This window comes from Halomicrococcus gelatinilyticus (genome assembly GCA_024227995.1).
Classification (GTDB): Archaea; Halobacteriota; Halobacteria; order Halobacteriales; family Haladaptataceae; genus Halomicrococcus; species Halomicrococcus gelatinilyticus.
In genome coordinates this window covers 2,508,315-2,532,278 of sequence record CP100465.1, presented here as the reverse complement: position 1 = coordinate 2,532,278, position 23,964 = coordinate 2,508,315, and the positions used below count along the sequence as shown (strand labels likewise).

28 protein-coding genes and 1 tRNA gene are annotated in these 23,964 nt (G+C 70.5%); 13 read left to right on the top strand and 16 right to left on the bottom strand.

Translation table 11 applies throughout. From position 1 onward, the window contains the following. The first annotated feature begins 8 nt into the window (after positions 1 to 8). Positions 9 to 932, top strand: coding sequence for a diacylglycerol/lipid kinase family protein (locus NKT36_RS13440; RefSeq protein ID WP_327051564.1), 924 nt, complete (start codon positions 9 to 11; stop codon positions 930 to 932). Here the strand turns inward: NKT36_RS13440 and NKT36_RS13435 are convergent. Then, positions 924 to 1,631, bottom strand: coding sequence for a metallophosphoesterase (locus NKT36_RS13435; RefSeq protein WP_327051563.1), 708 nt, complete (start codon positions 1,629 to 1,631; stop codon positions 924 to 926). The genes NKT36_RS13440 and NKT36_RS13435 overlap by 9 nt on opposite strands. Next, the gene (gene artA / locus NKT36_RS13430; RefSeq protein WP_327051562.1) at positions 1,618 to 2,559 is read right to left on the bottom strand and encodes an archaeosortase A; all 942 of its coding nucleotides are present in this window, start codon (positions 2,557 to 2,559) and stop codon (positions 1,618 to 1,620) included. The genes NKT36_RS13435 and artA overlap by 14 nt, the downstream gene beginning before the upstream one ends. Positions 2,560 to 2,673: 114 nt before the next feature. On the opposite strand from artA, the gene NKT36_RS13425 reads away from it, so the two are divergent. Beyond that, positions 2,674 to 3,456, top strand: coding sequence for a DUF7839 domain-containing protein (locus tag NKT36_RS13425; RefSeq protein ID WP_327051561.1), 783 nt, complete (start codon positions 2,674 to 2,676; stop codon positions 3,454 to 3,456). Between the two features lies 1 nt (position 3,457). Here NKT36_RS13425 and NKT36_RS13420 read toward each other — a convergent pair whose 3' ends face one another. Then, positions 3,458 to 4,027 (bottom strand): J domain-containing protein, encoded by a 570-nt coding sequence (locus NKT36_RS13420; RefSeq protein ID WP_327051560.1) that lies wholly within the window; start codon positions 4,025 to 4,027, stop codon positions 3,458 to 3,460. A gap of 127 nt (positions 4,028 to 4,154) precedes the next feature. On the opposite strand from NKT36_RS13420, the gene NKT36_RS13415 reads away from it, so the two are divergent. The 3 genes from NKT36_RS13415 (at position 4,155) to NKT36_RS13405 (ending at position 5,995) form a co-directional block, all read left to right on the top strand. After that, positions 4,155 to 4,934: an NAD-dependent epimerase/dehydratase family protein gene (locus NKT36_RS13415; RefSeq protein WP_327051559.1), complete on the top strand. Its 780-nt coding sequence runs from the start codon at positions 4,155 to 4,157 to the stop codon at positions 4,932 to 4,934. Positions 4,935 to 5,034: 100 nt separating this feature from the next. Then, positions 5,035 to 5,778 (top strand): hypothetical protein, encoded by a 744-nt coding sequence (locus tag NKT36_RS13410; RefSeq protein ID WP_327051558.1) that lies wholly within the window; start codon positions 5,035 to 5,037, stop codon positions 5,776 to 5,778. A 31-nt stretch (positions 5,779 to 5,809) separates the two neighbouring features. Next, entirely contained in the window at positions 5,810 to 5,995 is a 186-nt protein-coding gene (locus NKT36_RS13405) for a DUF7333 family protein (RefSeq protein ID WP_327051557.1), read from the top strand. Positions 5,996 to 6,012: 17 nt separating this feature from the next. On the opposite strand, the gene NKT36_RS13400 is transcribed toward NKT36_RS13405, so the two are convergent. The 11 genes from NKT36_RS13400 to mbhE all read right to left on the bottom strand — a co-directional run bounded on the left by NKT36_RS13400 (position 6,013) and on the right by mbhE (position 16,242). Beyond that, positions 6,013 to 7,326 carry a glycerate kinase type-2 family protein gene (locus tag NKT36_RS13400; RefSeq protein WP_327051556.1) on the bottom strand — a complete coding sequence of 438 codons (1,314 nt, stop codon included), beginning with the start codon at positions 7,324 to 7,326 and terminating at the stop codon, positions 6,013 to 6,015. A 3-nt stretch (positions 7,327 to 7,329) separates the two neighbouring features. Beyond that, entirely contained in the window at positions 7,330 to 8,181 is an 852-nt protein-coding gene (locus tag NKT36_RS13395) for an SDR family oxidoreductase (protein ID WP_327051555.1), read from the bottom strand. A 24-nt stretch (positions 8,182 to 8,205) separates the two neighbouring features. Continuing rightward, on the bottom strand, positions 8,206 to 9,003 hold the full coding sequence (locus tag NKT36_RS13390; RefSeq protein ID WP_327051554.1) for an endonuclease V: 798 nt from the start codon (positions 9,001 to 9,003) through the stop codon (positions 8,206 to 8,208). Then, a complete protein-coding gene (locus tag NKT36_RS13385; protein WP_327051553.1) occupies positions 9,003 to 9,908 on the bottom strand; it encodes a rhomboid family intramembrane serine protease in 906 nt (301 codons plus the stop codon). The genes NKT36_RS13390 and NKT36_RS13385 overlap by 1 nt, the downstream gene beginning before the upstream one ends. Positions 9,909 to 9,996: 88 nt before the next feature. Next, complete coding sequence (gene mnhG / locus NKT36_RS13380) at positions 9,997 to 10,317, bottom strand: monovalent cation/H(+) antiporter subunit G (protein ID WP_327051552.1); 321 nt, start codon at positions 10,315 to 10,317, stop codon at positions 9,997 to 9,999. Beyond that, on the bottom strand, positions 10,314 to 10,610 hold the full coding sequence (locus NKT36_RS13375) for a monovalent cation/H+ antiporter complex subunit F (RefSeq protein ID WP_327051551.1): 297 nt from the start codon (positions 10,608 to 10,610) through the stop codon (positions 10,314 to 10,316). Before NKT36_RS13375 ends, mnhG begins: the two co-directional genes overlap by 4 nt. Before the next feature lie 224 nt (positions 10,611 to 10,834). Further along, a complete protein-coding gene (locus NKT36_RS13370; RefSeq protein ID WP_327051550.1) occupies positions 10,835 to 11,467 on the bottom strand; it encodes a Na+/H+ antiporter subunit E in 633 nt (210 codons plus the stop codon). Then, a complete protein-coding gene (locus NKT36_RS13365; protein ID WP_327051549.1) occupies positions 11,464 to 13,062 on the bottom strand; it encodes a complex I subunit 5 family protein in 1,599 nt (532 codons plus the stop codon). Before NKT36_RS13365 ends, NKT36_RS13370 begins: the two co-directional genes overlap by 4 nt. After that, positions 13,059 to 13,394 carry a sodium:proton antiporter gene (locus NKT36_RS13360; RefSeq protein ID WP_327051548.1) on the bottom strand — a complete coding sequence of 112 codons (336 nt, stop codon included), beginning with the start codon at positions 13,392 to 13,394 and terminating at the stop codon, positions 13,059 to 13,061. Before NKT36_RS13360 ends, NKT36_RS13365 begins: the two co-directional genes overlap by 4 nt. Further along, positions 13,391 to 13,855 carry an MnhB domain-containing protein gene (locus NKT36_RS13355; RefSeq protein ID WP_327051547.1) on the bottom strand — a complete coding sequence of 155 codons (465 nt, stop codon included), beginning with the start codon at positions 13,853 to 13,855 and terminating at the stop codon, positions 13,391 to 13,393. Before NKT36_RS13355 ends, NKT36_RS13360 begins: the two co-directional genes overlap by 4 nt. After that, complete coding sequence (gene mbhE, locus NKT36_RS13350) at positions 13,852 to 16,242, bottom strand: hydrogen gas-evolving membrane-bound hydrogenase subunit E (protein WP_327051546.1); 2,391 nt, start codon at positions 16,240 to 16,242, stop codon at positions 13,852 to 13,854. The genes NKT36_RS13355 and mbhE overlap by 4 nt, the downstream gene beginning before the upstream one ends. Positions 16,243 to 16,526: 284 nt before the next feature. Between mbhE and NKT36_RS13345 the strand changes: the two genes are divergently transcribed. From NKT36_RS13345 to NKT36_RS13325, 5 genes are read left to right on the top strand one after another with little or no spacing between them, the layout of a single operon-like run. Further along, on the top strand, positions 16,527 to 17,483 hold the full coding sequence (locus NKT36_RS13345) for a DUF4129 domain-containing protein (RefSeq protein ID WP_327051545.1): 957 nt from the start codon (positions 16,527 to 16,529) through the stop codon (positions 17,481 to 17,483). Beyond that, positions 17,480 to 18,064 (top strand): DUF7269 family protein, encoded by a 585-nt coding sequence (locus tag NKT36_RS13340; protein ID WP_327051544.1) that lies wholly within the window; start codon positions 17,480 to 17,482, stop codon positions 18,062 to 18,064. The genes NKT36_RS13345 and NKT36_RS13340 overlap by 4 nt, the downstream gene beginning before the upstream one ends. After that, complete coding sequence (locus NKT36_RS13335; protein WP_327051543.1) at positions 18,061 to 19,332, top strand: DUF58 domain-containing protein; 1,272 nt, start codon at positions 18,061 to 18,063, stop codon at positions 19,330 to 19,332. The genes NKT36_RS13340 and NKT36_RS13335 overlap by 4 nt, the downstream gene beginning before the upstream one ends. Further along, positions 19,329 to 19,835, top strand: coding sequence for a DUF7519 family protein (locus NKT36_RS13330; RefSeq protein WP_327051542.1), 507 nt, complete (start codon positions 19,329 to 19,331; stop codon positions 19,833 to 19,835). Before NKT36_RS13335 ends, NKT36_RS13330 begins: the two co-directional genes overlap by 4 nt. Positions 19,836 to 19,886: 51 nt before the next feature. Continuing rightward, entirely contained in the window at positions 19,887 to 20,504 is a 618-nt protein-coding gene (locus NKT36_RS13325) for a class I SAM-dependent DNA methyltransferase (protein ID WP_327051541.1), read from the top strand. Positions 20,505 to 20,552: 48 nt separating this feature from the next. Here NKT36_RS13325 and NKT36_RS13320 read toward each other — a convergent pair whose 3' ends face one another. Then, complete coding sequence (locus NKT36_RS13320; protein WP_327051540.1) at positions 20,553 to 21,503, bottom strand: AAA family ATPase; 951 nt, start codon at positions 21,501 to 21,503, stop codon at positions 20,553 to 20,555. A 102-nt stretch (positions 21,504 to 21,605) separates the two neighbouring features. On the opposite strand from NKT36_RS13320, the gene NKT36_RS13315 reads away from it, so the two are divergent. Both NKT36_RS13315 and NKT36_RS13310 read left to right on the top strand, forming a co-directional pair. Then, a tRNA-Ser gene (locus NKT36_RS13315) sits at positions 21,606 to 21,690 on the top strand. 149 nt (positions 21,691 to 21,839) lie between these two features. Beyond that, positions 21,840 to 22,238 carry a CBS domain-containing protein gene (locus tag NKT36_RS13310; RefSeq protein WP_407652179.1) on the top strand — a complete coding sequence of 133 codons (399 nt, stop codon included), beginning with the start codon at positions 21,840 to 21,842 and terminating at the stop codon, positions 22,236 to 22,238. A 45-nt stretch (positions 22,239 to 22,283) separates the two neighbouring features. Here the strand turns inward: NKT36_RS13310 and NKT36_RS13305 are convergent, their stop codons facing one another. Next, positions 22,284 to 22,682, bottom strand: a complete 399-nt coding sequence (locus tag NKT36_RS13305) for a hypothetical protein (protein WP_327051538.1) — start codon at positions 22,680 to 22,682, stop codon at positions 22,284 to 22,286. A gap of 182 nt (positions 22,683 to 22,864) precedes the next feature. Here NKT36_RS13305 and NKT36_RS13300 point away from each other — a divergent pair, with 182 nt between their 5' ends. Next, complete coding sequence (locus NKT36_RS13300; RefSeq protein ID WP_327051537.1) at positions 22,865 to 23,914, top strand: S66 family peptidase; 1,050 nt, start codon at positions 22,865 to 22,867, stop codon at positions 23,912 to 23,914. Positions 23,915 to 23,964: the final 50 nt, after the last annotated feature.

Below are 23,964 nucleotides of genomic sequence, written 5' to 3'. Positions count from 1 at the left end.
AGGCGTCGGTGACTCGGAGCACACGGATCCTCGTCCGGAATCCCACCAGCGGTGACGGGCAGACGAGCGAACGGGCTCGCGAACTGGCGGTCGAACGGGGGTACGACGTCCGCGACAGCGACGAACCCGGCGAGACGGTGGCACTCGCTGCAGCGGCGGCAACGGAGGGCGCGGACCTCGTCGCCGCCTGCGGTGGCGACGGGACGCTGAACGAGGTGGTCCGCGGCGTCGCGGAGCGCGACGCCCTCGACGACGTCCGCCTGGGCGTCGTCCCCACCGGCACCGGCAACGACTTCGCGGGGAACGTCGGCATCCAGGGCGTCGAACACGCCTTCGACGTGCTCGACGACGGCGAGGTCCGACGGCTCGACCTGGGCAGGGCCGACGGGCGTCCGTTCGTCAACTCCTGTCTCGGCGGCCTGCTCGCGGAGGCGAGCGCGCAGACGTCGTCGACGATGAAACGCCGCATCGGGTCGCTGGCCTACGTGCTGAGCACGCTCCAGCACGTCAGGACGTTCGACGCGCTCCGCCTCGACATCCGGGCCGGACCCGAGGAGGACGACCCCGTCTGGACCGGCGAAGCAGTGATGCTGGTCATCGCCAACGGACGGACCCTCCCCGGCGGCGGCCTGGCCCAGTCGAACGTCGAGGACGGACTGCTGGACGTGGTCGTCATCGAGCGGGTTCCCTCGATCGACTACCTGACCCGGGGCGCGGCCGACCGCCTCCTGCGTCGCGACGTCGATTACCTGACGCGCCTGCGCGTGCCGTCGCTGTCGGTCACCCACGACGGCGACCCGGTCCAGTTCAGCCTCGACGGAGAGATGGTCCGGCGGGCTCGCCTCCAGGTGGACTGTCTCCCCGGCGCGATGGCGTTCCACGTCGGCGAGGCGTACGAACCCGACCCGGAGGAGCGGTCGGCCCTACAGTAGCTCGCGGAACTCGCCAAGCGGCGGGAACCGGAACGTCTCGTCTCCGTCCTCGTCGCGGACCACCGGCCGGAGGTCGTCCGAGCGGGTGACGAGCGGGGTGGCGAAGTCGCGCCCCGACATGCGGTTCACCACCACGCCGCGAGCGAAGCGGGTGAACGCCGGCAGGACGAGAACGTCGCCGCCGCCGTAGGCGTCCCGGCCCCAGAGGTAGCAGGGGCGTCTCTTCCCCTCGATCTCGATGGCCGGGTGGTCGTGGCCGACGACGTAGCGCGGGGCGGTCCCGGCGGGTCGCTCGTGGCCGTGACAGACGAGCGTGTCGTCGGCGAGGCGGTGCTCGTCGCGGTGGTCGACGAGCGTCCCGAGTTGCGAGTCGTGGTTCCCCCGGACGACGACCAGGTCGGCGCCGGCGTCGGTCACCTGCCGGTGGAGCGCGGCCAGCGTCTCCTCGACGCCGTCCGGCACGTGGTCGAACGCCTGCAGGACGTCGCCGGCGAACACGACCTCGCCGGGCGAGAAGGCGTCGAGGAGCGCGCCGAGGCGTCCGGTCAGGTCGGCGCGCTCGCCGAGCGGGAGTTCGACGTTCGCGACGGCGTCTCGGCCGACGTGGAGGTCCGAGAGGACGAGCGCGTCGGCGTCGGGGAGATAGACCGCGCGGTCGCGGAAGGCGGCGTCGGCGAACGCGTCGTCAGCGGCCGCCATCGGCTCTCACCGTCCGGCGGAGGTCGTACTCGTTGCCGGTGACGATGTAGGCGACGTCCTCGACGACGGTCAGCACCTCCGGCACGTCGCGGACGACCAGCCAGAGGATGCCTACGAGCGCGACGACGGCGAGCACCTGGCTCAGCACGCGGTCGGCGATGAAGAACGAGACCATCCCGGGCTGGGTGTAGCCCACGACGGACATGATGGGGTCGACGTAGAACTGGAACCACTGGTGGCCGAAGGCGACGGCGATGAACACGTTCCGGACGACGTTGAGCACCCAGATGACGGCGACGGCCACGCCGAACGCCCGCAGCTTCCGCCGGAGCGGCGCGTCGACGGCCGCGATGAGGCCGCCGAAGATGCTCATGCTGCCGATGCCGGTGCAGGCGAGCACGAGGTAGGTGTAGAAGGAGTGGCCCGCCTCGTTCGTGAAGATGAACGCGCTCTTGTAGCCGTTCTCGTCGGCGACGGTGAACTCGGGGTCGTAGCCGAGCGCCTCGATGACGAGGTGGGTCTGGTAGCTGACCGCCTCGACGAGGAACTGCCGGGCCGGGTCGATCGTCGTGAATGGGAGGTAGATGAGCCCCATCGCGCCGACGGCCCGCGAGAGGAGGAACAGCGAGTCCCGGCCGGAGTACAGCAGGTAGCCGGCGTAGACGGACAGCGGCACGGCGAGCAGGCTGAGCGCCCCTTCGACGAAGCTCTTCATGCCGAAGGCGAACTTCGGGAAGAGGACGGCCCAGAACGCGCCGAACAGCACCCACGATACCGCGCCGACGCTCCGCGCGCGCCGGCGGTCGTACCGCTCCAGGACGGCCGTGGCGAGGAACGCCGCGACGACGACCCAGGCGAGCACGTCCGGAAGGACGTCGAGGACCTCCGCGGGGGCGGCCGGGAGGGCGAGGGGAACGACTGCAGTCACGTCCGATACTGTTCCGGCGTGAAATATAGACCTGACGCTCTCTTTCACGCGCTGAAAAAGGCCCGGCCGCCGCGCACCGCTGGAACTTTCAACTCACCGCCCGAGGATTCGCCCATGACCGACGTGCTGGAGGACAAACGCGTCGCGACCCGCTTCCGCATCCTCGCCGAGATAGCCGACCGACAGCCGGCGGTGAGCCAGGGCGAGATCGCGGAGGCCGTCGGCGTCACGAGCCAGGCCGTCAGCGAGTACATCCGCGGCCTCGTCGACGACGGCCTCGTCGACAAGGAGGGTCGCTCCCGGTACAGCGTCACCAAGGAGGGCGTCGACTGGCTACTCCGGGAGGCCACCGACGTCCGGCGGTTCGCCGACCGCGTCACGGAGGACATCCTCGGCAGCGTCGGCGAGGACGCCGCCATCGCGACGACGGTCGTCGCGGAGGGCGAGCGGGTCACCCTCTCCATCCGCGAGGGACTACTGCACGCCACCCCGGGCGGCGAAGGGCCGGCCACTGGCGTCGCGACCACCGACGCCGACGAGGGCGAGGACGTCGGCGTCACCGGGTTCGAGGGAATCATCGACCTCGACCCCGGGTCGGTGGCCGTCTACCAGGTCCCGCCGGTCCGCTCCGGCGGTAGTCGCACCGTCGACGCCGACGAACTCGCCGCGGCCTGCGACGACGCCGGCGTGCTCGCGGCCGCGGGCGTCGAGGCGGTCGTCGCGCTCAGGACGGCCGACGTCGAACCGGACACCACCTTCGCGGCGGGCGAGGTCGCGGCCGCCGCCGCGGCGCGCGGCCTCGACGTCGTCGTCGTCGCCACCGCCGACAGCGTGGGCCGGGTGACGGACGCGCTCCGGAACGAGGGCGTCGCCTACGAGGTCGCCGACGCCCGCTGACCTAGCTGGCGTGTTGCTTCGCGGTCGTGTACGCCTCGCGAACGCGCTGGAACTCCTCCTGGCTGCCGCCGTGGTCGGGGTGGACGTCCTTGACCCGGGTGCGGTACGCCGACTTCACGTCTGCCAGCGTCGCGCCGGGCGACAGGCCGAGGACGGCGAACGCCGCCTTCGTGGTGTCGACGGCCTCCTCGTCGTCGGCCAGGTCCGGCGTCTCGAACGGGAGGCGGTCGCCGAGGTGGATGCCGGGCATCTCGTGTTCGACGAGGACGGCGTACGTCGGCGACTTGTCGATGCGGAAGTACGCCCGCGCGTCGAACGTGATGGCCACGTCGCGCTCGGGGAGGTAGAAGGCGACGTGCTGGCCCTCGACGAAGTGGTCCTCGGCGAACTCCTCGCCGATGCTCCCCAGGTAGTCGCGTATCTCGACGCGGCGCCTGTTCTCGCCGAGGACGTAGTTCGCGTTGGTCGCCTCCTGGGTCGGGAACAGGCGCGCGCCGACGACGAAGATGCCGACGATGACGAACGCCATCACGACCGACAGCAGGAGGCCGAGGACCAACCAGTCAGCCATGTGCCCGCTTTGGTGTCCGACGACCATCAAACTCCCGCCAGACGTGGTCCCGGCCCCGCCGTCCGCGGTCGTCCCCGGCGATGCTGCGGCCACGAGCTATACGGGCACAGGTGTCGACTCCACGGCCATGACCCGGATCGCGGTCACCGGTGCCGCGGGGAACGTCGGCAGGCAGGCCCTCGACGCGCTGGACGGCCACGACGTGACGCCCGTCACGCACCACGAACACGACGACATCGACGGCGAGGTCGGCGACGTGACCGAGGCCGACGCGCTCGCAGACCTCCTCGCCGGCCACGACGTCGTCGTCCACCTGGCGGCGAACCCGTCGCCGGACGCCGACTGGCGAAGCATCGTCGACGTGAACGTCGAGGGCACCCACAACGTCTACGAGGCGGCCCGCGAGCGCGACGTCGACCGCGTCGTCTACGCCTCCTCGAATCACGCCATGGGGATGTACAACGCCGCCGACCCGATGGAGACCGAGACCATGACGACGGAGGTGGCTGCGCCGGTCGACCACGACGACCCGCCGCGCCCCGACTCCTTCTACGGCGTGAGCAAGGTGACGGGCGAGGCCGTCGGCAACCTGTACGCCGACCGACACGGCATCGAGGTGGTCAACCTCCGCATCGGCTGGCTGCTCTCCCGCGACGACCTCGCCGACACCCAGGACGGCAACCCCGAGCACGCCCGGTTCGCCCGGGCGATGTGGCTCAGTCCGCGCGACTGCCGGAACGTCCTCCGGGCCGCCGCGACCGTCGACCTGCCGGCGACGAGCGTCACCGCCCACGCCATCTCGCGCAACCACGACCGCTTCCTCTCGCTGTCGTGGACCGAACAGGCGCTCGGATACCGGCCGCGTGACGACGCCAGCGAGGTGCTCGCCGGCGACGGGGCGGACTGACGGCGACCCCGCCCCGTCACCGTCTCGTCCGACGGTTCTGGCGCGCCGCCGCGGCGCACAAGGGGAACCTTCTTGACCTGGCCTCGAATCGAGATACAGTATGGCACGCGGAACGAGACAGGGTGGCCTCGTGAGCGCGGTCCGGTACGACCTCCGGGAGCTCCACGACGGCTGGATGGCGCTGTTCTTCCCCCGGCAGCGACGCAAGGAGCACTCGGTGCTGGGCAAGTGGCGGCCCCAGAGCACCGCCGGTCGCGTCTTCTATCGCATCCTCGGTGGCGTCGGCGTCCCGCTCGTCGGACTCCTCTACCCGTTCGTCCTGTTCGGTTTCGCGGCGCGCTACCAGACGAAGCGCATCGACCGCACCGCGGCGAGCCTGGGCGTCCTCGGCGTCCTCGTCCTCTCGCTGCTGGTCTGGGGCGGGCTGACGGTGGTGGCGTGGAGACGGTTCTCGACCGCCGGGTTCTACGCGGTCGGCGCCGCCGGCGGCGTCGCCACCCTCGCGTCGGTGCTCGCGTACCTCGCGCGCCGGGTCGGCGGACGGTTCACGACCGTGCTCTTCGCCTACCCGTTCGGCATGACCGCCCTCTTCCTCCCCCCGGTCGTGGCGGCGCTGTACTCGCCCACTGTCTCGGCGGTCGTCTTCCCGAACAGCGAGTCCATCGCGGTGTGGCTGCTCGACAACGTCCTCACGTACCGCGACCTCGACGCCTACCTGCGGACGCGCTACGACCTGGAAGGGCTGGCGTACGTCGGCATGTGGTTCGGCATCGCGGTGCCGGTCGGGTGGGTCGTCGGCGTCTTCGTCACGCTGGCGAACGTCGTCCGGCCGTCGTCGGGATAATCCTTAATCCGTCCCCGTCCAACCGTCCGGTATGAAGTTCGACCAGACGACCACTGGAATCGCCTTCGCCGTCCTGCTGGCGGTCATCCTCGGCGGGACGCTGACCAGCGGCATGCCCCAGCAGATATCCATGATGGTGAGCGTCGGGCTGACCGTCTTCGGCGTCGTCGTGCTCGCGATCGGCGTGAAACACGGCGAGTACCGCGCGACGAACTGACCCGCTTCTCCCCCTCGTTACTCGACCACGAACACCCGCAGGTCGTTCACGTTCGTCCCCGTCCGGCCCGTCCTGACCAGCGCGCCCGCCGCGTCGAGGAACGAGTAGGCGTCGTTGTCAGCGAGCGCGTCCCGGGCAGCGGCGTCGTCGCTCACCGTCGAGGCGTCGACCAGGCCGCCCGCCGCGTCGGTGCTCCCGTCGCGACCGTCGGTGTCGACGCTGGCGACGGCGACGTCCGCGTCGAGGTCGAGCGCCGCGCTCAGGGCGAACTCCTGGTTCGGGCCGCCCTCGCCGTCCCCTCGCACCGTGACCGTCGTCTCGCCGCCGGAGAGCAGGACGGCTGGCGGTTCGACGGGCGTCCCGGTCGTCGCCACCTCCTCGGCGACGGCGACGTGCGTCGTCGCCGACTCGCGCGCCTCGCCACGGACGCGCGAGGAGAGGACGAGCGCCTCGTAGCCGCGCTCTTCGGCCCGTTCGCGCGCGGCATCGAGCGCCGTCCAGGCGTTCGCCAGCACGTGGTTCTCTACGCGGTCGAAGACGGCCGCGCCGGAACCGGGCGTCTCCGAGAGGTCCCCGTCGACGCCCCGCTCGAGGTGGTCGCGGACCGGCGAGTCGAGGTCGTACCGGTCGAGGACGGCGACGGCGTCCGCGAACGTCGTGTCGTCCGGCGCCGTCGGGCCGCTGCCGACGACGGCGGGGTCGTCGCCGACCACGTCGCTGAACAGCAGGCCGACGACGGTCGCCGGCGCGGCCTGGGCGGCGAGCCGCCCGCCTTTCAGCGCCGAGCAGTGCTTGCGCACCGCGTTCACCGCGTCGATCTCGGCACCGGCGTCGAGCAGGTCGCGGGTCGAACCCCGCAGCGCCGCCAGGTCGAGGTCCGCTGTGGGTGCCGGGAGGAGCGCGCTCGCCCCGCCAGTGACGACGGCGAGAACCAGGGTGTCCTCCTCGGCGGCGGCGGCCAGTTCGCGCACCGTCCGCGTGCTCTCGACGCCCTGCTCGCTCGGCACCGGGTGGTCGCCGGCGAGGACGTCGACGCGCTCCGTCTCGACGGGGTCGTCGGTGACCACCGCGCCGTCGGCGATGCGGTCGCCGAGCACGGCTTCGAGCGCCGCCGCGACCTGCCCGGCCGCCTTGCCGCCGCCGAGGACGACCACCTCGTCGTGACTCGTCAGGTCGTATTCGGCGTCGTCGACCCGGAGCAGGTCGCCGTCGAGCGCGACCCGGTCGTCGACGACCGCGGCCGGCCGTGCGGCCGCGACACCGGCCTCGACGCAGTCCAGCGCCGTCTCGCGGGCGGGCGTCGCGGCGAGGCGGTCGCGGTCGACGAACATGGCTCAGCCGAACAGCTTCTTCGCCCAGTCGCTGGTCGACAACTCCGAGAACGTCTCGTACAGCCGGTCGCGCCACTTCGCGGGCACGAAGCGGCCGTACTCGGCGACCTTCGCGCTCGTCCCGACCGGGTAGCGCGGGTCGGGGTCCTGGACGTTCGCCGCGTCGAGGACGGTGTCGGCGACCTCCTTCGGGGAGACCGCGCCGGGCATCCCCCCGTCGACGGCCTGGCGGTCGCCGTACATCTGGTAGAAGCGCTCGTACGCTCCCGAGCGCTCGATACCCTCGATCTCGCCGTTCGCGCGGTCGTGGAAGTCCGTGTCGACGGGGCCTGGTTCGACGAGGACGGCGTCGACGCCGTACTCCGCGACCTCGCCGCGCAGCGAGTCGGTGACGCCCTCCAGGGCGAACTTCGACCCGCAGTAGATGCCCATTCCCGGGACGGCGATTCGGCCGGCGGCGCTGGAGACGTTGACGACGGTGCCGGTGCCGCGCTCGCGCATGTGCGGCAGGACGGCGCGGATGAGCCGCAGCGGGCCGTAGAGGTTCACGTCGAACTGGTCGTGGACCCGGTCGACTGGCACGTCCTCGACGGGGCCGGGCTGGCCGTAGCCGGCGTTGTTGACGAGGCAGTCCACGTGGCCGTGCTCGTCGACGATGCGCGAGACGACGCGCTCGACGTCGTCGTCTTCGGTCACGTCGAGGCTGGCGATGGTAGCGCCTTCCTCGCCCAGCGTCTCCACGTCGGCGGGGTTGCGCGCCGTCGCGTAGACCTCCCAGCCGTCCGCGAGGAACGACAGCGCGGTCTCCCTGCCGATGCCGGACGAACAGCCCGTTATCAGGACCGTTTCGGTCATGGAGTAACTTTCGGCAGCCCGATGCTAAGTATCAACGGTTTCCGTCAGTTCCGCCGCGTCGGCGTCCGCGAGCCGCGTCGGCTCGGGAAGCTTGTAGCCCGCGCAGGTCTGCCAGACGAGGTCGGCCGCCGTCGCCGCGCCGACGCGATGCCCGGGACTGACGTACAGCGGGTTGACGTGGCGCCGCTCCGGGTCGTCGTACTGGCGCGACTGCAGCGCGTAGCCGACGACGGTGCCGTCGGGCGCAGTCATGGAGTCGTCGGCGACCACCGGGACGCGCTCGCCCGCCGCCATGTGCCCCTCCGGCGGGTCCCGGAGGTGGCCACAGAGCAGGTTCTTCGCGACGCCGACGGTCGGAAGGTCGAGCATCACGCCGACGTGCGTGGCGATGCCGGCCTCCCGGAAGTGGATGCGCCCGCTGCCGTCGACCAGCGCGAGGTCCGGGTCGGCGTCGAGCGCCTCGAACGCCCGCAGGATGGCGGTTCCCTCCCGAAAGGAGAGGAGTCCGGGGACGTACGGTATCTCGGTGTCGGCGACGGCGTGGGCGCGCTCGACCACCTCGCCGTCCCGGAGCGCGACGGCGGCGCTGACGGCCCGGTCGTCGACGAACGCCTGGTCGACGCCGACGACCGGGGCATCCGACGCGGAATCGTCGGGAAGGCTGGCCTGGCCCTCCTCGACCGACCCCGTCCGCACCGCCCCGGGGTCGACGTCGAGGTCGTCCTCGAAGACGGCCGCGTCGGCGATGTCGCGCTGGAGCGCCTCCATCTCCTCGCGCGAGAGGGAGGCGTCCGGTCCGAACTCGGGCCGGACGACGTCCATCAGAACCGGCCTCGACCGGGACCGCCCATCCGGCCGCCGCCACCGCCGCCGAACTGGAGCTGTTCGGGAGCGCTCTTTCCGTCCCGCTTCAGCTTCGCGCCGTACAGCAGGCCGATGCCGAGGCCGGTGAGGTGGGCGAGCTGGGCGACGCCGCCCGCGCCGATGCCGCCGGCGACGCTGATGAACGCCGAGTAGACGGCGAACCCGAGCGTCGCGACCCACAGCGGCATCGGGATGAAGAAGTAGAGGTAGATGCGAAGGTTGGGGTTGAGCACGGTGAGCACGCCCATGACGGCGGCGATTGCGCCGCTGGCGCCGAGCACCGGGACGAACGCACCCGGACTGGTCACGATGGTCGCACCGACCTGTGCGAGGCCGGCGACGGCCCCGGAGACCAGGAACAGGGCGGTGAACTTCTTGCTCCCGACCCGCCGCTCGACCGGCGGCCCGAAGAAGTACAGCACGATGCTGTTCAGGAAGATGTGCATCGGGCCGCCGTGCGCGAACACCGAGGTCACCCAGGTCCAGACGTAGAGGGGATTCGCGGTGTTCAGCGTGAAGACGTCGAGCCACGTCGGCGAGTATCGAGCATAGCCGAGGACGGGGAAGACGAGGAACTGGAACGCGAACGTGATCCACATCAGCCCGAGGAAGACGTACGTCATGTTCCCGCGGAAGTAGCCCAGCGGTCCGCCGGGACCGGTGTTCACGCTGAACGTCCGGCCCTCGTTCTGCACGCTGTCGTCGAAGCCGCTGTCGAAGACGCCGTCCGGGTCGTTCCACTCGTTCAGTCCCGGACAGGAGTGGTTCTCCGGCAGCCGGTGTTCCGCGCAGTGAGTGTCCCCACACATCCTGCACTGGTACGGCATGTTCTCGTCTTTGCCACACACGTCACAGGTCGCCATTGGTCCGGGCTTGGGCCCGACACCTGAAATGGGTTGGGGTGAGCGGCCGCGGTCGACAGCGGTGCGAACGCGGCCGTCAGCAGTGAATCTACTCCTCCGGCCACTCCGCCTCGTCGCCGTAGAACTCGATGCCCATCCGGTTGGCCGACCGCGAGATCATGTGCGCGCCGGTCGGCGCGGTGAGGAACAGGAAGACGATGCCGACCAGCGAGGTCAGCCCCGCCCCCGAGGGACCGTAGTAGACGAACCCCGCGAGGAACAGCGAGGCGGCGCCGAGGGTGGCCGCCTTGCTGGTCGCGTGCATCCGGTTGTACACGTCCGGGAGCCGCAACAGCCCCACGGTCCCGACCGTGAGGAAGAAGCTCCCGACGACGATCAACGCGACGACGATGGTGTCCTGGAGATTCATGTGATGATGTCCCCCTCGATGACGTACTGGCTGACCGCGATGGTGCTGATGAAGCCGATGATGGCGAGCACGAGGCTCACCGTGACGAACAGTCCCTGGTGGGTGTGGAGCGCGAACAGGACCGCGATGGCGACTACGTTCGTGCTGATGGTGTCCAGCGCGACGACGCGGTCGGGCACCGTCGGCCCCCGGATGACCCGGTAGCCGGCGAACAGGGTGAGCGCGCTGGCGAGCACGAGGCTCGCGTTCACTGCGAGAGCGAGCGCGTCACTCGCCACGCTGCTCACCTCCATTGCACGCAAGCGCGCAACGAGGCTCGCGCTCGCTACGCATCGCGCTAACCGCCGTCGTTCCACGACGAGGCTCGCGCTCGCTACGCATCGCGCTAACCGCCGTCGTTCCACGACGAGGCTCGCGCTCGCTACGCATCGCGCTAACCGCCGTCGTTCCACGACGAGGCTCGCGCTCGTTACGCATCGCGCTAACCGCCGTCGTTCCACGACGAGGCTCGCGCTCGCTACGCATCCCGCTCACCCCCGTCGTTCCGCGTCACGCCACGACGCGCGTCGTCGTCGTCCGCCTCACCGGCAGCCTCCTCGCTCCTGCCGTGGACCGGCATCTCCGGTACGGGGTCGCCGGGCTTGTGCTCCTCGTCGAAGATGACGAGGGCGTAGTCCTCCCACGTCCGGATGGGCTCGACGACGGCGTCCCGGTCGCTGGTGTCGATGCTGTGCACGTAGAGCGCGTTGGTCTCCTCGTCGTAGTCCATGGTGAGCGTCCCCGGCGTGAGCGAGATGCTGTTGGCGATGGTCGTGATGGCCGCGTCCGTCTGGACCCGCAGCGGGACGACGACGACGCCGGGGCGGATCGGCATCCCTGGTGCGAGCACGCGGTACGCAACGTCGACGTTCGCCGTCAGCAGTTCCTTCAGGAAGACCCCGAGGTACAGCGCGGCGTACGGCACGGCCCGGACGTTCCGGCCGAGCGCCGTCCGTTCGGTGTAGAACTGGCGGAACGTGAACGCGACGCCGAGACCGACGGCGAGCCCGATGAGGAACTCGCCGACGAGCGTCTCCGCCGTCGCGCCGCGGACGAACAGCCACAGGACGGCGAGCACGACGCCGACGACCGGCCACTTGCGGACGTTCACGCCTGCTCACCTCCGAGGAGGACGGCGTCGACGTAGCCCTGCCGGTCCAGCGCCGCGTTCGCCGCCGCCTCCGCGGCTCGGTAGACGGGGTCGAATCCGACGCCGACCAGCAGTACGAGCGCCGCGAGTGCGACGCCGACCGTCACGCCGGTCGCGGGCGAGGCGTTCCGGACCGCCAGGCTCGGCGACCCCCAGAACCCGCGGTTCCACGCCCGCGAGAAGTAGACGATGGTGAGGATGGCACCGAGCAGCACCACGGCGAGCGCGGCGGTCGCCCGGGCCTGGCCCGCCACATCGAACACGAGGAACTTCCCGAAGAAGCCCGACAGCGGCGGGATGCCGATGAGCGAGAGCATGCCGACGAAGAACGCGCCCGACAGCACGGGGTTCTCGCGGGTCAGTCCGCCGAGCTCGTCGAACTGGATGGTGCCCGCGGCGGCAAACACCGACCCGGAGACGAGGAAGAGCAGGCCCTTCGCCAGCGCGTGGTTGAGCGCGTACACGAGCGCCGCCGCGATGGCGGCCACGCGGAACGCTCCGTCGCCGACCGGCGCCGTCGCCGCCAGCGCCAGCGGCAGGACGATGAACCCGACCTGTCCGATGGAGGAGTACGCGAGCAGGCCGTCGATGTCGTCGCGGTCGACCGCGCCGACGCCGCCGACGACGATGCTCGCGCCCGCCATCACGAACAGGACGGGGCCGAAGAACGCCAGCGCCGAGCTCACGCCCTCGGGGTCCGAGAAGCCGGGCAGGCCGAGCCCGGAGATCGACAGCGCCGAGAAGATGGTGAAGTACAGCCGGATAATGGCGTAGACGCCGACCTTCTTGACGACGCCCGCCAGCATCGCGGAGACGGGCGCGGGAGCGGCGCGGTAGGCCGCGGGCACCCAGAACTGGAACGGCGCGATGCCGGCCTTCAGCGCGAACACGGCGAAGAGGAGCGCCGAGAGGCCGAGCACGGGGAGCACGCTCTCGATGCCGTACTCCGCGGGTGCGGCGAGTCGGCGCGCGATGTCCGCCATGTTCAGCGTGCCGAGCGTGGCGTAGAGGCCGCCGATGGCGAGCAGCATGACGGCGCTGCCGACGAGGTTGAGCACGACGTACTGGAGCGCCGCGCGGGTCTGTTCCGGCCCGGAGTAGAAGACGACGAGGACGTAGCTCGACATCAGCATCACCTCGAACCAGACGAACAGGTTGAACACGTCGCCCGTGAGGAACGACCCGGTGACGCCAACCATCATGAAGTGGTACAGCGGGTGGTAGGAGAGCCGCTGGCCGAACTCGTCGACGTGGCCCAGGGAGAACAGCAGCGCCGCGACCGACAGCGTCGCCGCCAGCACCAGCATGAACGCCGACAGCGGGTCGGCGACGAGCGAGATGCCGTACGGCGCGACCCAGCCGGAGAGCTGGTAGGGGATCGTCTCGGCGGCGCCGAGCGGGTCGACTTCGGTCCACAGCAGCGCGACCGCCCCGGCGTACGCGAGCCCGCCGAGCACGCTCACCGCGCGCTGGAGGCGGGGGAGCCGCCGGACGAGCAGCGTGGCGATGGCCGTGACGAGCGCGACGAGCAGCGGAGCGATGACGAGGTCGTTCATGTCGAATCACCCAGTTCGTTCATGTCGATGGTGCCGTGTTCCTCGTAGACGCGGTACGTGAGGACGAGCGCGAACGCGGTCGTCCCGAAGCCGATGACGATGGCGGTGAGCACGAGCGCCTGGACGAGCGGGTCCGTGATGCCGTGGCCGCCGCCGTGGCCCAGGATGGGGACGCTGCCGCCGAAGTCGCCCATCGTCACCAGGTAGACGTTCGCCCCCTGGCTGATCATCGTGATCCCCCAGACGACGCGGACGACGTCCCGGCGCAGGACGAGGAACGTCCCGAGCGTGAACAGCGCGCCCACGACGGCGGCGAGGACGAACTGCGTCATTCCGCTCCCACCACCGAGAGGATCGTCAGGAGCGCGCCGACGACGACGAGGTAGACCCCAGTGTCGAACGCCAGCGCCGACGCGACGTGGAGTTCGCCGTAGATCGGCAGGTGGTGGTAGACCTCGAACGTCTGCCAGAGGAACGGCTCGCCGAGCAGCATGACGACGAGGCCGCTCCCGGCCGCCAGCGCGAGGCCGACCGCGAACAGCGCGCGGTAGTTCTCCACGATGCCGTACTGGAGGTGCTCGATGGGGCCGCGGACGACGTTCCCGAACAGTTCGTCCTCCAGGTAGTCCAGGCCGTAGACGACGTAGATGAGGGCGAACGCGGTCGTCGTCAGCACGCCGGCGATGAAGCCGCCGCCGGGAAGGTTGTGGCCCTGCAGCATGAGCGCGATGGCGGTGACGAGGATGATCGGAACGACCGTGCGCGTGACGGTGCGGGTGACGACGGTCGTCACTGCGTCTCACCTCGTTCGCGCATCGCGACCAGCGTCAACACCGAGAGCGCGGCCATCGCCACGACGGCTATCTCGCCCATCGTGTCGAAGGCACGGTAGTCCACGAGGATGACGTTGACGATGTTGTGCCCGCCGGCCACGTCGACGGTTTGCTCGGGACTCGTGAAGTACGACGCGATGGCGTCCGGTTCACCGGTCGTCGACAGGAGGACGGTGGCGGCGACCGTCGCGCCGACGACCACCGAGAGCGCGCCGTCGCGGACCGCGCGGGCGCGGTCGATGGTGCCGTAGAACGCCGGCAACCGGTCGAGCACGAGCAGGAAGATGACCAGCGTCAGCGTCTCGACGACCAGTTGCGTGAGCGCGAGGTCCGGCGCGTCCGCCAGCACGTAGAAGACGGCCACCATGAACCCGAGGATGGAGAGGGTGAGCACACCCGCGACGTGGGAGGGCGCGATGGCGACCGCGACCGCGCCCACCACGGCGATGCCGAGGACGATGGCGAGCGGCAGCGTCATCCCCGGCGCGAACTCGAAGCCGGGCACGGCGACGCCCGCCGCTGCGTAGCCAGCGAGCGCCAGCGCCGCGACGGTGCCGAGCACCCACGTGGCGTAGGTTCGCAGCAGGCCGTTCTGGATGCGGGGCGTCGCCGTCGCGCTCAGGTCGGTCAGACCGGCGACGCCGCCGTCGTACCACCAGTTCGCGCGCAGCGGGTCGACCGACGTGATGCGGTTGACGCCCGCGTGCAGGCGGTCGTAGAACGGGTACGCCGCCGCACCGAGCGCGATGGTGACCGCGCTCATGGTGACGGCCGGCGTGACGTGGTCGGGCAGGTAGTAGCTGAAGTGGACCTCCTCGCCGCCCGGCGGCGCGACGCTCGCCATCACCTCCGCCACGAAGTGGTCCAGCGGCGCGGGCGCGGCGCCGAAGGTGGTGGTGACGCCGCCCAGTCCGACGAGCGCGGCGAGCGTCCCGAGGATTGCGGGCGGGACGAGCATCGCCTTCGGCGGACTGTGGACGTGCAGGCGGTCGGGCTGGTCGCCGAAGAACAGCATCAAAAAGCGGACCGAGTAGAGGAAGGTGAAGACGCTGCCGAAGACGGCGACGACGGGGTAGAGCCACGCGAGGCCGCCCTGGAGTTCGGCGGCGTGGTAGGCCGCCTCGAAGAGGAACTCCTTGGAGTAGAAGCCGTTGAACGGCGGGACGCCGGCCATCCCGAGCGCGGCGACGACCGTGATGGCGCCGGTGATGGGCAGGTCCTCCCAGAGGCCGCCGAGTTCCGAAATCTTTCGGGTGCCGGCCTCGTGGGCGATGATGCCGGCGACGAGGAACAGCGCGGCCTTGAACAGCGCGTGGTTCAGGATGTGGAACGCGCCGGTCTCCGCGCCGAGGTCGGAGGCGAAGCCGAACCCGGCGACGATGAGGCCGAGGTGGCTCGCCGTCGAGTACGCCAGCAGTTCCTTGATGTCCGTGGCGCCGACGGCGAGGATGGCCGCGACGGTCATCGTCGCCAGGCCGAGCACGGTGAACACGAGCGACCACTCCGGGATGCCGTGGACGCCCTCGGGGAGGAAGACCGGCCGGAAGCGACCGACGAGGTAGACGCCGGCCTTCACCATCGTCGCAGAGTGGAGGAACGCCGAGACGGGCGTGGGTGCCTCCATCGCGTTCGGCAGCCAGATGTGCAGCGGGACCTGCGCGGACTTGGCCGCTGCGCCGATGGCGATGAGGCCCAGCACGGGCACGAACAGGCCCGCGCCGTGGAGCGCCTCGCGGACGATCTCGGGGTTCTGGACCATGTACGCGAGGTCGAACGTGCCCGTCACGTCGGCCAGCAGGAGGAACCCGATGAGCATGAACAGGCCGCCGGAGACGGTGATGAGCATCGACTTCCGTGCGGCGTACTGCGACGACCGCTGGTCGCTGTAGTGGCCGATGAGGATGAACGACGACAGGCTCGTCAGCTCCCAGAACAGGAACAGCGAGATCAGGTCGGCGGCGAACGCGACGCCGAGCATCGAGCCCATGAACGCCAGCAGCGCGGTGTAGTACTTCGCCTTGCCCGGCTCGTCGTGCATGTACCCCCGTGAGTACGTGAGGATGAGGACGCCGACGCCGCTGGCGAGGAAGCCGATGAGCAGCGACAGGCCGTCGACGTAGAACCGCAACGAGACGCCGAGCGCGGGAATCCACTCGAACGAGACGGAGCCGTGGCTCCCGTACTGGCTGGCGACCAGCCCGAAGCAGGCCAGCGCCACCGCCGCCGCGTAGTAGGCGGTGCGCTCCCCGAGGACGCGGTAGACGAGCGGCGTCAGTGCCGCCGCCGCGAACGGGAGCGCGACCAGCGCGAGTACAACCACGGCTACCGGTTCCGATGTCGGTTGCACGTTCGTGTTTGAGCAACGGGCCCGACTTAACAGTTCTTAAACGGCAGGGCCGGGCGGTCACCGGAACGGGAGCCTGCTCGCAGTATCGTCCGCGTCGGACCCCCGAAGCGCCGAAATCGGCCCGAGCTCCCAGAACGTTCCGCCCGCCGACACGACGCTCGCAGCGACGCGACGACCGGAATCGACACGAGGCAAGAGCGGCAGGAGTACGCCGTGCCACCGCGTCGTTAGCCGCCAGCGGATCAGACAGAAAGCCTAAGTTAACTATCACGCTAGTCAGTAGCGTGGATCTGGACAACGCTCGTCCCATCGCCTTAGCCCTCCTCTGTGTCCTGGCGATCGCGCTCGCGGCCGCGACCCTGAACTCGGCCGTCGCGAGCGAGAGTTCCGGGGGAGGTGGGCTGGGCTGGGGGAACGACGGCTCCGGCGTCGGCTCGTCGGACGGGTCGGAGACCGGCTTCGGCGGTTCGGGCGGCCAGATGGGGTCGCTCGACTTCCCGTGCTATCCGATACTGACCTCGACGTCGACCGTCCTGGCGATACTGGCCGGGTTCGCGGTCCTCGTCGGCATCGCGTACTGGCGCAAGGGGCTGCTGGGTGCCATCGCCGTCGTCGGCCCGGTCGGCATCCCGGCGTTCCTCGTGTACGCGCTGCTGACGTCGTGCCGCGACCCGGAACCGCGCGACAGAGGCATCCTCCCCGGCGAGACCCCCAACATGACGATGCCCGATGGTGGCGGTGCCTCGCCCGGTGACGGCACGGCGACGTCACTGTCGCCCTCGGCCGTCCTCCTGCTGGTGCTCGGCGTCGCCCTGGTCGGCGCGGTCGTCCTGCTCGTGCGCTCGTCCAGCGGGAACGAACTGGACGAACCGCCCGGGAAGGCGGTCGACGACGACGCCGACGTGGCCGCGGTCGGACGGGCGGCCGGCGACGCCGCGGACCGCATCGAGGACGACGCCTCGGTCGGGAACGAGGTCTACCGCGCGTGGCGCGAGATGACCGAGAACCTGGACGTGTCCGCACCGCAGTCGAGCACGCCCGGGGAGTTCGCCACGGCGGCCGTGTCGGCGGGGATGGCCCGCGACGACGTGGACGAACTGACGAACCTCTTCGAGGAGGTGCGCTACGGCGGCGAGGCACCGACGGGCGAGCGCGAGGAGCGCGCCGTGAGCGCGCTACGGCGCATCGAACGCGAGTACGCGGACGACACGACCACGGACGGCGCGGGTGACCGAACGTGAGCGACCGGCTCGGCACCGACCGCCCGCTGCTCACGCTCCTCGGCCTGCTGGCCGTCGCCGGCGGGCTCGCGACGCTGTTCGCACCAGAACTCGCCGGGCTGGTGGACACGAACTACACGTTCGTCAAGCTGGTCGGACTGCTGGCGGCGGTACAGGGACTCCGTGTCGTCCAGGAGCGCCGCAGGAGCGACGTCGACCAGGCCGAGACGGACGACCCCGAGACCGCCGTCCCGGCACCGACGCCCGGCGAGGGGTTCGACGAGCGACTCCGGAGCGTGCGGGTCGGCAGTCGGGAGGAACGGTTCAGGTCGCGAAAGCAGCTCCAGAACGAGCTCGAATCGGCCGTCGCCGACGCCATCGTCCAGCAGGAGGGGTGTTCGCCGGAGGAGGCCGAGGCCCGACTGGAGACGGGCGAGTGGACGGACGACCCCTACGCGGCCGCCTTCGTCGGCGGACCGAACCCGCCCCGTCGGTCGTGGAGCGCGTGGCTTCGCCAGTCGCTCGGCGGTGAGACGCGGTTCGAGCGACGCGCCCGGCGGACGGCCGACGCCGTCGTGCGCTACGTGGAGGGGGAACGATGACGGTACGGGAGACGAAGCGCTGGACGGGCGTCAGCGCGGTGGCGCTGCTGGCCGGCGGGGTGGGCGTCGTCGCCGGCAGCCCGGTCACCCTCCTCGTCGGCGTCGTCGGCGTCGCGTTCGCCGCGTACGCCCGCAGCGGAACGCCGCCGTCGACCGCCGTGTCGGTGTCGCGATCGGTCGACGACGCCGACCCCGCCCCCGGCGACGAGGTACGCGTCGAAGTGACGGTCACGAACGACGGCGACGCGACGCTGCCGGACCTTCGGGTCGTCGACGGCGTCCCCGAGGGGCTAAGGGTGACCGACGGTTCGGCGCGCCTCGGCACCGCGCTCCGGCCGGGCAAGGAGGCCGCGTTCGCCTACACCGTCGAGGCGGTCCGCGGCGAACACCGCTTCGACCCGGCGACGGTCGTCGCGCGCGACTTCAGCGGCGCCGTCGAACGCGAGTTCGACGTGAAGAACGACACGACCCTCGCGTGCACGCCGGAGCTGTCGGCCACCGCGGAGGAGGTGCCGCTGCGCGAGCAGACCACCCGGCACACGGGCCGGGTGACGACCGGCGAGGGCGGTGCCGGCGTGGAGTTCTACGCCACCCGCGAGTACCGACCCGGCGACCCGATGAGTCGCATCGACTGGAACCGCCGCGCGAAGACCGGCGAACTGACGACCGTCCAGTTCCGCCAGGAGCGGGTCGCGACGGTCGTCCTCCTGGTCGACGCCCGCGAGCAGGCGTACGTCGCCGCCTCGCCCGACGAGCCGAGCGCCGTCGAGCACTCGGTCCGGGCGGCCGGCAAGACGTTCGCGGCGCTGCTTGACAGCGGCGACCGCGTCGGCGTCGCCACCCTCGCGCCCGAGAACGGCTGGCTCGCGCCGGGCGCGGGCAACCAGCACCGGGCGCAGGCGCGCGAGTTCCTCGCCCACCACGAGTCGCTGTCGCGCACGCCGCCCGAGGACCCGTTCTACTCGACGGTGACGATGCGGTGGCTCCGCCGGCGGCTGCCGGCGAACGCGCAGGTGGTGTTCTTCTCGCCGCTCTGCGACGGCTACGCGCCCGAGGTCGCGCGCCGCCTCGACGCCGCGGGGCACGCCGTCACCGTCGTCAGTCCCGACCCGACCGTCGACGACACGCCCGGCACCCGCCTCGCGAGGGCCGAGCGCGTCCGCCACCTGCGGTCGCTCCGCGCCGGCGGCGTCAGGGCCGTCGACTGGGACACCGACGACCACCTCGGCGTCGCCCTGACCCACGCCGACCGGAGGTGGCGCTCGTGACGACGGCGGAGGGCGTCGACCGGTCGCCCGCCCGCACGAGCCAGTTGCTCGCCGTCGTCGCGGGGTCGGTCGCCGTCGGTGCCACCGCGCTCGCGAGCACGAACGGCGGCCTCGCTGCCGTCGCGGGCGTCCTTCTCGTCGGTGGCGGCGTCGCCCTCGGGTCGCGGCGGCTGGTCACCGTCGGTAGCTTCGTCGCCCTGGTGGGCGTCCTCTTCGGCGGCCTGAACGCCGCCCCGCCGGAGCTACTGCTGCCCGGAACCGTCGCCACGGTGCTGATGTGGGACTTCGGCGAGCAGGCCATCAACGTCGGCGAGCAACTCGGCCGCGAGGCCCACACCGAACGGCTGGAGTTGGCCCACGCCGCCGCGAGCACCATCGTCGCGGTTGCGGCCGCCGGCGTCGGCTACGGCATCTACCTCGCCGGCACCGGCAACCAGCCGATGACCGCGCTCGTCTTCCTGCTCGTCGCCGCCGTCGCGCTGACCTCGGCGCTGCGGAACTGACCGCCTTTCCCGTCGCAAAACGTAATGAACCCCCGCGAGAGAGTCGGGAACGTGACGGACGACGACACCATCGCCACCTACCAGTCGGTGGCCGACGAGTACCGCGAGCGCCACGACGACCGCTCGCCGGTCGCCGACCTCGTCGAACGGTTCCTCGACGAGGTGGCGGACGCGACCGACCACGAACCGGGGTGGGTCGCGGACGTCGGCTGCGGCCCGGGCTGGGAGTCGGCGACGTTCGCCGAGCGCGGTCACGACGTCCTCGGCGTCGACCTCACGCCCGCCTTCCTCCGGGCGGCGCGCGAGGAGGCCCCGACCGCCGCGTTCGCGCGGATGGACATGCGCAGCCCCGGAATCGGCGACGACGCCCTCGACGGCCTGTGGGCCTGCGCCTCCTTCCTGCACGTCCCGCGCGAGGACGCCCCGGACGCGCTCGCGGCGTTCCACCGGACGCTGCGGCCTGGCGGCGTCCTCGCCCTCTCGGTCAAGCGCGGCGAGGGCGAGCGGAGGGGTGGCACGTACGACGGCGACGAGCGGCAGTTCACGCTCTACCGGCCGGCAGAGCTTCGGGGGCTGGTCGAGAAAGCGGGGTTCACCGTCGGGTCGGTGGACGGAGACGGGTCGCCGGAGGACGCCGACGGGTGGATATGGCTCATCGCGCGTGCGTAAGTACGGTAAGAACCGGTCCGCAGGTCCGTCAACCGGTCCGCAGGTCCGTCACTCGACGGTGGGAACGGGGACGCTGTCCAGCACCGTCTCGACGACCTCGTCTTTGTTCACGTTGTTCACCTTCGCGTCCGGCGTGAGGACGACGCGGTGGGAGAGCACGGGGTAGGCGACGCGCTTGACGTCGTCGGGGGTGACGTACTCGCGGCCGACCATCGCGGCGCGGGTCCGGGCGGCCTCGAAGAGGCGCTGGGTGCCCCGGGGCGAGACGCCGACCTCGACGCGGCGGTCCTCGCGCGTCTCGCGGGCGACGGCGACCATGTACGAGAGGAGGTCCTCCTCGACGCGGACCGTCTCGGGGACGTCCTGGAGTTCCCGGACCGACTCGGCGTCGAGGACCTCGTCGGCGGAGGGGCTCTGGCTGTGGCGGTCGGCGCGGCGGCGCAGCAGTTCGACCTCGCCGTCCTCCGCGGGGTATCCGAGGCTCGTCTTGACGGCGAAGCGGTCGACCTGCGCCTCCGGCAGCGGGAAGGTCCCCTCCTGCTCGACGGGATTCTGCGTGGCGATGACGAAGAACGGTTCGGGCAGCGGGTGGGTGTCGCCGTCGACGGTGACTTGCCGCTCCTCCATCGCCTCCAGGAGGGCGGCCTGGGTCTTCGGCGGTGCGCGGTTGATCTCGTCGGCGAGGACGACGTTGGCGAAGATGGGGCCCTCGCTGAACTCGAACTCGCGGTCCTGCTCGTTGAACACGTGGGTTCCGGTCACGTCCGCGGGGAGGAGGTCGGGCGTGAACTGCACGCGACTGAACGAGAGGCCGAGCGCGGCGGCGAAGCTCCGCGCAGTGAGGGTCTTGCCGGTGCCGGGGACGTCCTCCAGCAGGACGTGTCCCTGCGCCATGATGCCGAGGAGGACCGTCTCGAGGAACTCGCGGTCGGCGATGACGGCGGTGCCGACCGCGTCGAGGACCGAATCGGACCGTTCGCTCGCGTCTGTAACGTCCATGAAATATTCGGCGACGGCCAGTGATGTTAATTTGGTGGTCAGCAGGGTTTCAGTTCCGCGAATCGAAACTCATAAAATGCAGACCGCGGTATATTGTGGTGAGCCGAGGTAGCCTAGCCCGGCCAAGGCGGTTGCTTCGAGAGCAACTGTCCGTCAGGACACAGGAGTTCAAATCTCCTCCTCGGCGCTTCTTCGACTCCCACGCGTCCGCGAGCGGTCGCTGCGTCCCGTGGCGGCGACCGACGCGAACCGCACGACGGGACGGAGCGCCGCGTGCGCTCGTCGAGCTATCGCCACCACGACAATTCTTATGCCGTTGCGGCGTTACCAATGCTCATGGACATCACTGTGGCGCGGATCATGTCGTCTAGCCTCCACACCGTCACCCCCGACACGCTCGTCGAGGACGCGGCGGAGACGATGCTGGAGAACGAGATCGGGTCGCTCGTCGTCGTCGACGAGGACAACGAACTCGAGGGCATCCTGACGAGTACGGACTTCGTCTCCATCGTCTGCGAGAGCAAGCCGAAGGCCGAGACGACGGTCGCCCGCTACATGACGACCGACGTGATCACGACGACGGCGCAGGCGGACATCCGCGACGTCGCGGACGAGATGCTGGAACACGGGTTCCACCACATGCCGGTCGTCGACGACACCGAGGGCGTCATCGGCATGATCACGACGACGGACCTGGCGTCCTACCTGTCGCACGTCCAGACGCCGAGCCCCTGATACTGCGGTCCGTGTGGCGAGACCGCGCGAGACGAACCACCCCTTCTACAGCAGGTGCGAGAAGTTGTGGACGCCGAGGTACGCGTACCAGGCGCTGGCGGCGAGGTACGTCGTCGTCCGGAACGCCGTCGGATACCCCTCCGGCGTCCACCCGTCGGGGAAGGCCCGCTCGATGGCGAGGCCGCTCTCGGCGAGCACCGCGACGCCCACCACGGCCATGACGAGCGTGACGAACGACCCCGGAATCCGCCCGAACGCCTGCATCAGTTCCCTCGTGAGCCACACCGACTCGTAGACGTCGTCGCGGAGATTGAGCACGACGACGGTGCTGACGGCGTCGAGGGTCTTCCCCGCGACGAGTACGGCCAGCAACTGGACGCGGGTCGGCGCGAGCGACGCCCGCCTCTCCCCGGTCCAGAGATCCCCCACCGAACTGTTCGACATACCAGCCGCGTCGGCGGAACGGGTCTTTGTTATGGCACGGTTAACGCGGCGGTAGAGAAGCTCTTCTCCGCGCACGCGAGCGTTAACGGGTCGTTAGACCGGCACGGTTCGGACGGGAGGCCGTGCACGAACCGTTCTGTCGGACGGAAAGTTTCTTCGGGCGACTGGACGATACCGGTCACATGAGCGAGTTCGTCGTTCCGCCGAGCCTCGAAGAAGGCGACAGGGTAGCCATCGTCTCCCCCGGCTCCAACCGGGCAGACGAGTACCCGCACGTGTACGAACTCGGCCTGGATCGGGTCCGGGAGTTCGGCCTCGAACCGGTCGAGTTCCCGACCGCACGGAAGAGCGCCGAGTGGCTGTACGACCACCCCGAGGCCCGCGCGCAGGACGTGATGGACGCGTTCGCGGACCCGGAGATTCGCGGCGTCGTCACCACCCTCGGCGGATTCGACCAGGTGCGCATCCTCGATCACCTCGACGCGGACGTCCTCCGGGAGAATCCGACGCGGTTCTACGGGATCAGCGACAACACGAATCTCGCGAACGAACTCTACAAACAGGGCGTCGTCTCCTTCTACGGCGGCACCCTCTTCACCGAGTTCGCCATGCAGGGGTCGATGCACGACTACACCGTCGAGTACCTCGAACGCGCCATGTTCGAGGAATCGCTGGGCGAACTCCGACCCGCAGAGCGGTTCACCGACGACGACCTCGACTGGGCCGACCCCGACACGCTGGACGAGCACCGCGAGATGGAGCCGAACCCGGGGTGGACGTGGCGCGGCGGCGACGAGACCGTCACTGGCCGCACCTGGGGTGGCTGCGTCAGCATCCTCGACCTGCAACTCTCCGTCGGCCGCCACCTGCCCGACCCCGACGCCCTCGACGGCGGCGTCCTCCTGCTGGAGACGTCCGAGGAGGTACCCTCCGCGATGGACGTGCGCTTTGCGCTGATGGGGATGGGCGAGCGCGGCCTGCTGGAGCGGTTCGACGCCGTCCTCGTCGGCCGAGCGAAGGCGCGGTCGATGGCGGTCGACAACGACCCCGAGGAGCGGGAAGCGTACCGCCAGCGCCAGCGCGACACCATCACCGAGGTCGTCGGCGAGTACAACCCCGACGCGCCGATCGTCTTCGACCTCGACTTCGGCCACACCGCGCCGGTCGCCCCCGTTCCGCTGGGCGGCGAGGTCACCGTCGACCCGGACGCCGAACGCATCGAGTTCGCATAGGGCGGTGATGCCGCGACCGGGTTCGACACCCGGCTGATAATAAGATTCTA

Excerpts from the sequence above, each read along its gene's own strand:
- NKT36_RS13435 (WP_327051563.1), bottom strand. The coding sequence starts at position 1,631 with ATGGCGGCCGCTGACGACGCGTTCGCCGACGCCGCCTTCCGCGACCGC.
- NKT36_RS13425 (WP_327051561.1), top strand. The coding sequence starts at position 2,674 with ATGACCGACGTGCTGGAGGACAAACGCGTCGCGACCCGCTTCCGCATC.
- NKT36_RS13420 (WP_327051560.1), bottom strand. The coding sequence starts at position 4,027 with ATGGCTGACTGGTTGGTCCTCGGCCTCCTGCTGTCGGTCGTGATGGCG.
- NKT36_RS13415 (WP_327051559.1), top strand. The coding sequence starts at position 4,155 with ATGACCCGGATCGCGGTCACCGGTGCCGCGGGGAACGTCGGCAGGCAG.
- NKT36_RS13410 (WP_327051558.1), top strand. The coding sequence starts at position 5,035 with ATGGCACGCGGAACGAGACAGGGTGGCCTCGTGAGCGCGGTCCGGTAC.
- NKT36_RS13405 (WP_327051557.1), top strand. The coding sequence starts at position 5,810 with ATGAAGTTCGACCAGACGACCACTGGAATCGCCTTCGCCGTCCTGCTG.
- NKT36_RS13400 (WP_327051556.1), bottom strand. The coding sequence starts at position 7,326 with ATGTTCGTCGACCGCGACCGCCTCGCCGCGACGCCCGCCCGCGAGACG.
- NKT36_RS13395 (WP_327051555.1), bottom strand. The coding sequence starts at position 8,181 with ATGACCGAAACGGTCCTGATAACGGGCTGTTCGTCCGGCATCGGCAGG.
- NKT36_RS13390 (WP_327051554.1), bottom strand. The coding sequence starts at position 9,003 with ATGGACGTCGTCCGGCCCGAGTTCGGACCGGACGCCTCCCTCTCGCGC.
- NKT36_RS13385 (WP_327051553.1), bottom strand. The coding sequence starts at position 9,908 with ATGGCGACCTGTGACGTGTGTGGCAAAGACGAGAACATGCCGTACCAG.
- mnhG (WP_327051552.1), bottom strand. The coding sequence starts at position 10,317 with ATGAATCTCCAGGACACCATCGTCGTCGCGTTGATCGTCGTCGGGAGC.
- NKT36_RS13375 (WP_327051551.1), bottom strand. The coding sequence starts at position 10,610 with ATGGAGGTGAGCAGCGTGGCGAGTGACGCGCTCGCTCTCGCAGTGAAC.
- NKT36_RS13365 (WP_327051549.1), bottom strand. The coding sequence starts at position 13,062 with ATGAACGACCTCGTCATCGCTCCGCTGCTCGTCGCGCTCGTCACGGCC.
- NKT36_RS13360 (WP_327051548.1), bottom strand. The coding sequence starts at position 13,394 with ATGACGCAGTTCGTCCTCGCCGCCGTCGTGGGCGCGCTGTTCACGCTC.
- NKT36_RS13335 (WP_327051543.1), top strand. The coding sequence starts at position 18,061 with ATGACGGTACGGGAGACGAAGCGCTGGACGGGCGTCAGCGCGGTGGCG.
- NKT36_RS13320 (WP_327051540.1), bottom strand. The coding sequence starts at position 21,503 with ATGGACGTTACAGACGCGAGCGAACGGTCCGATTCGGTCCTCGACGCG.
- NKT36_RS13310 (WP_407652179.1), top strand. The coding sequence starts at position 21,840 with ATGGACATCACTGTGGCGCGGATCATGTCGTCTAGCCTCCACACCGTC.
- NKT36_RS13305 (WP_327051538.1), bottom strand. The coding sequence starts at position 22,682 with ATGTCGAACAGTTCGGTGGGGGATCTCTGGACCGGGGAGAGGCGGGCG.
- NKT36_RS13300 (WP_327051537.1), top strand. The coding sequence starts at position 22,865 with ATGAGCGAGTTCGTCGTTCCGCCGAGCCTCGAAGAAGGCGACAGGGTA.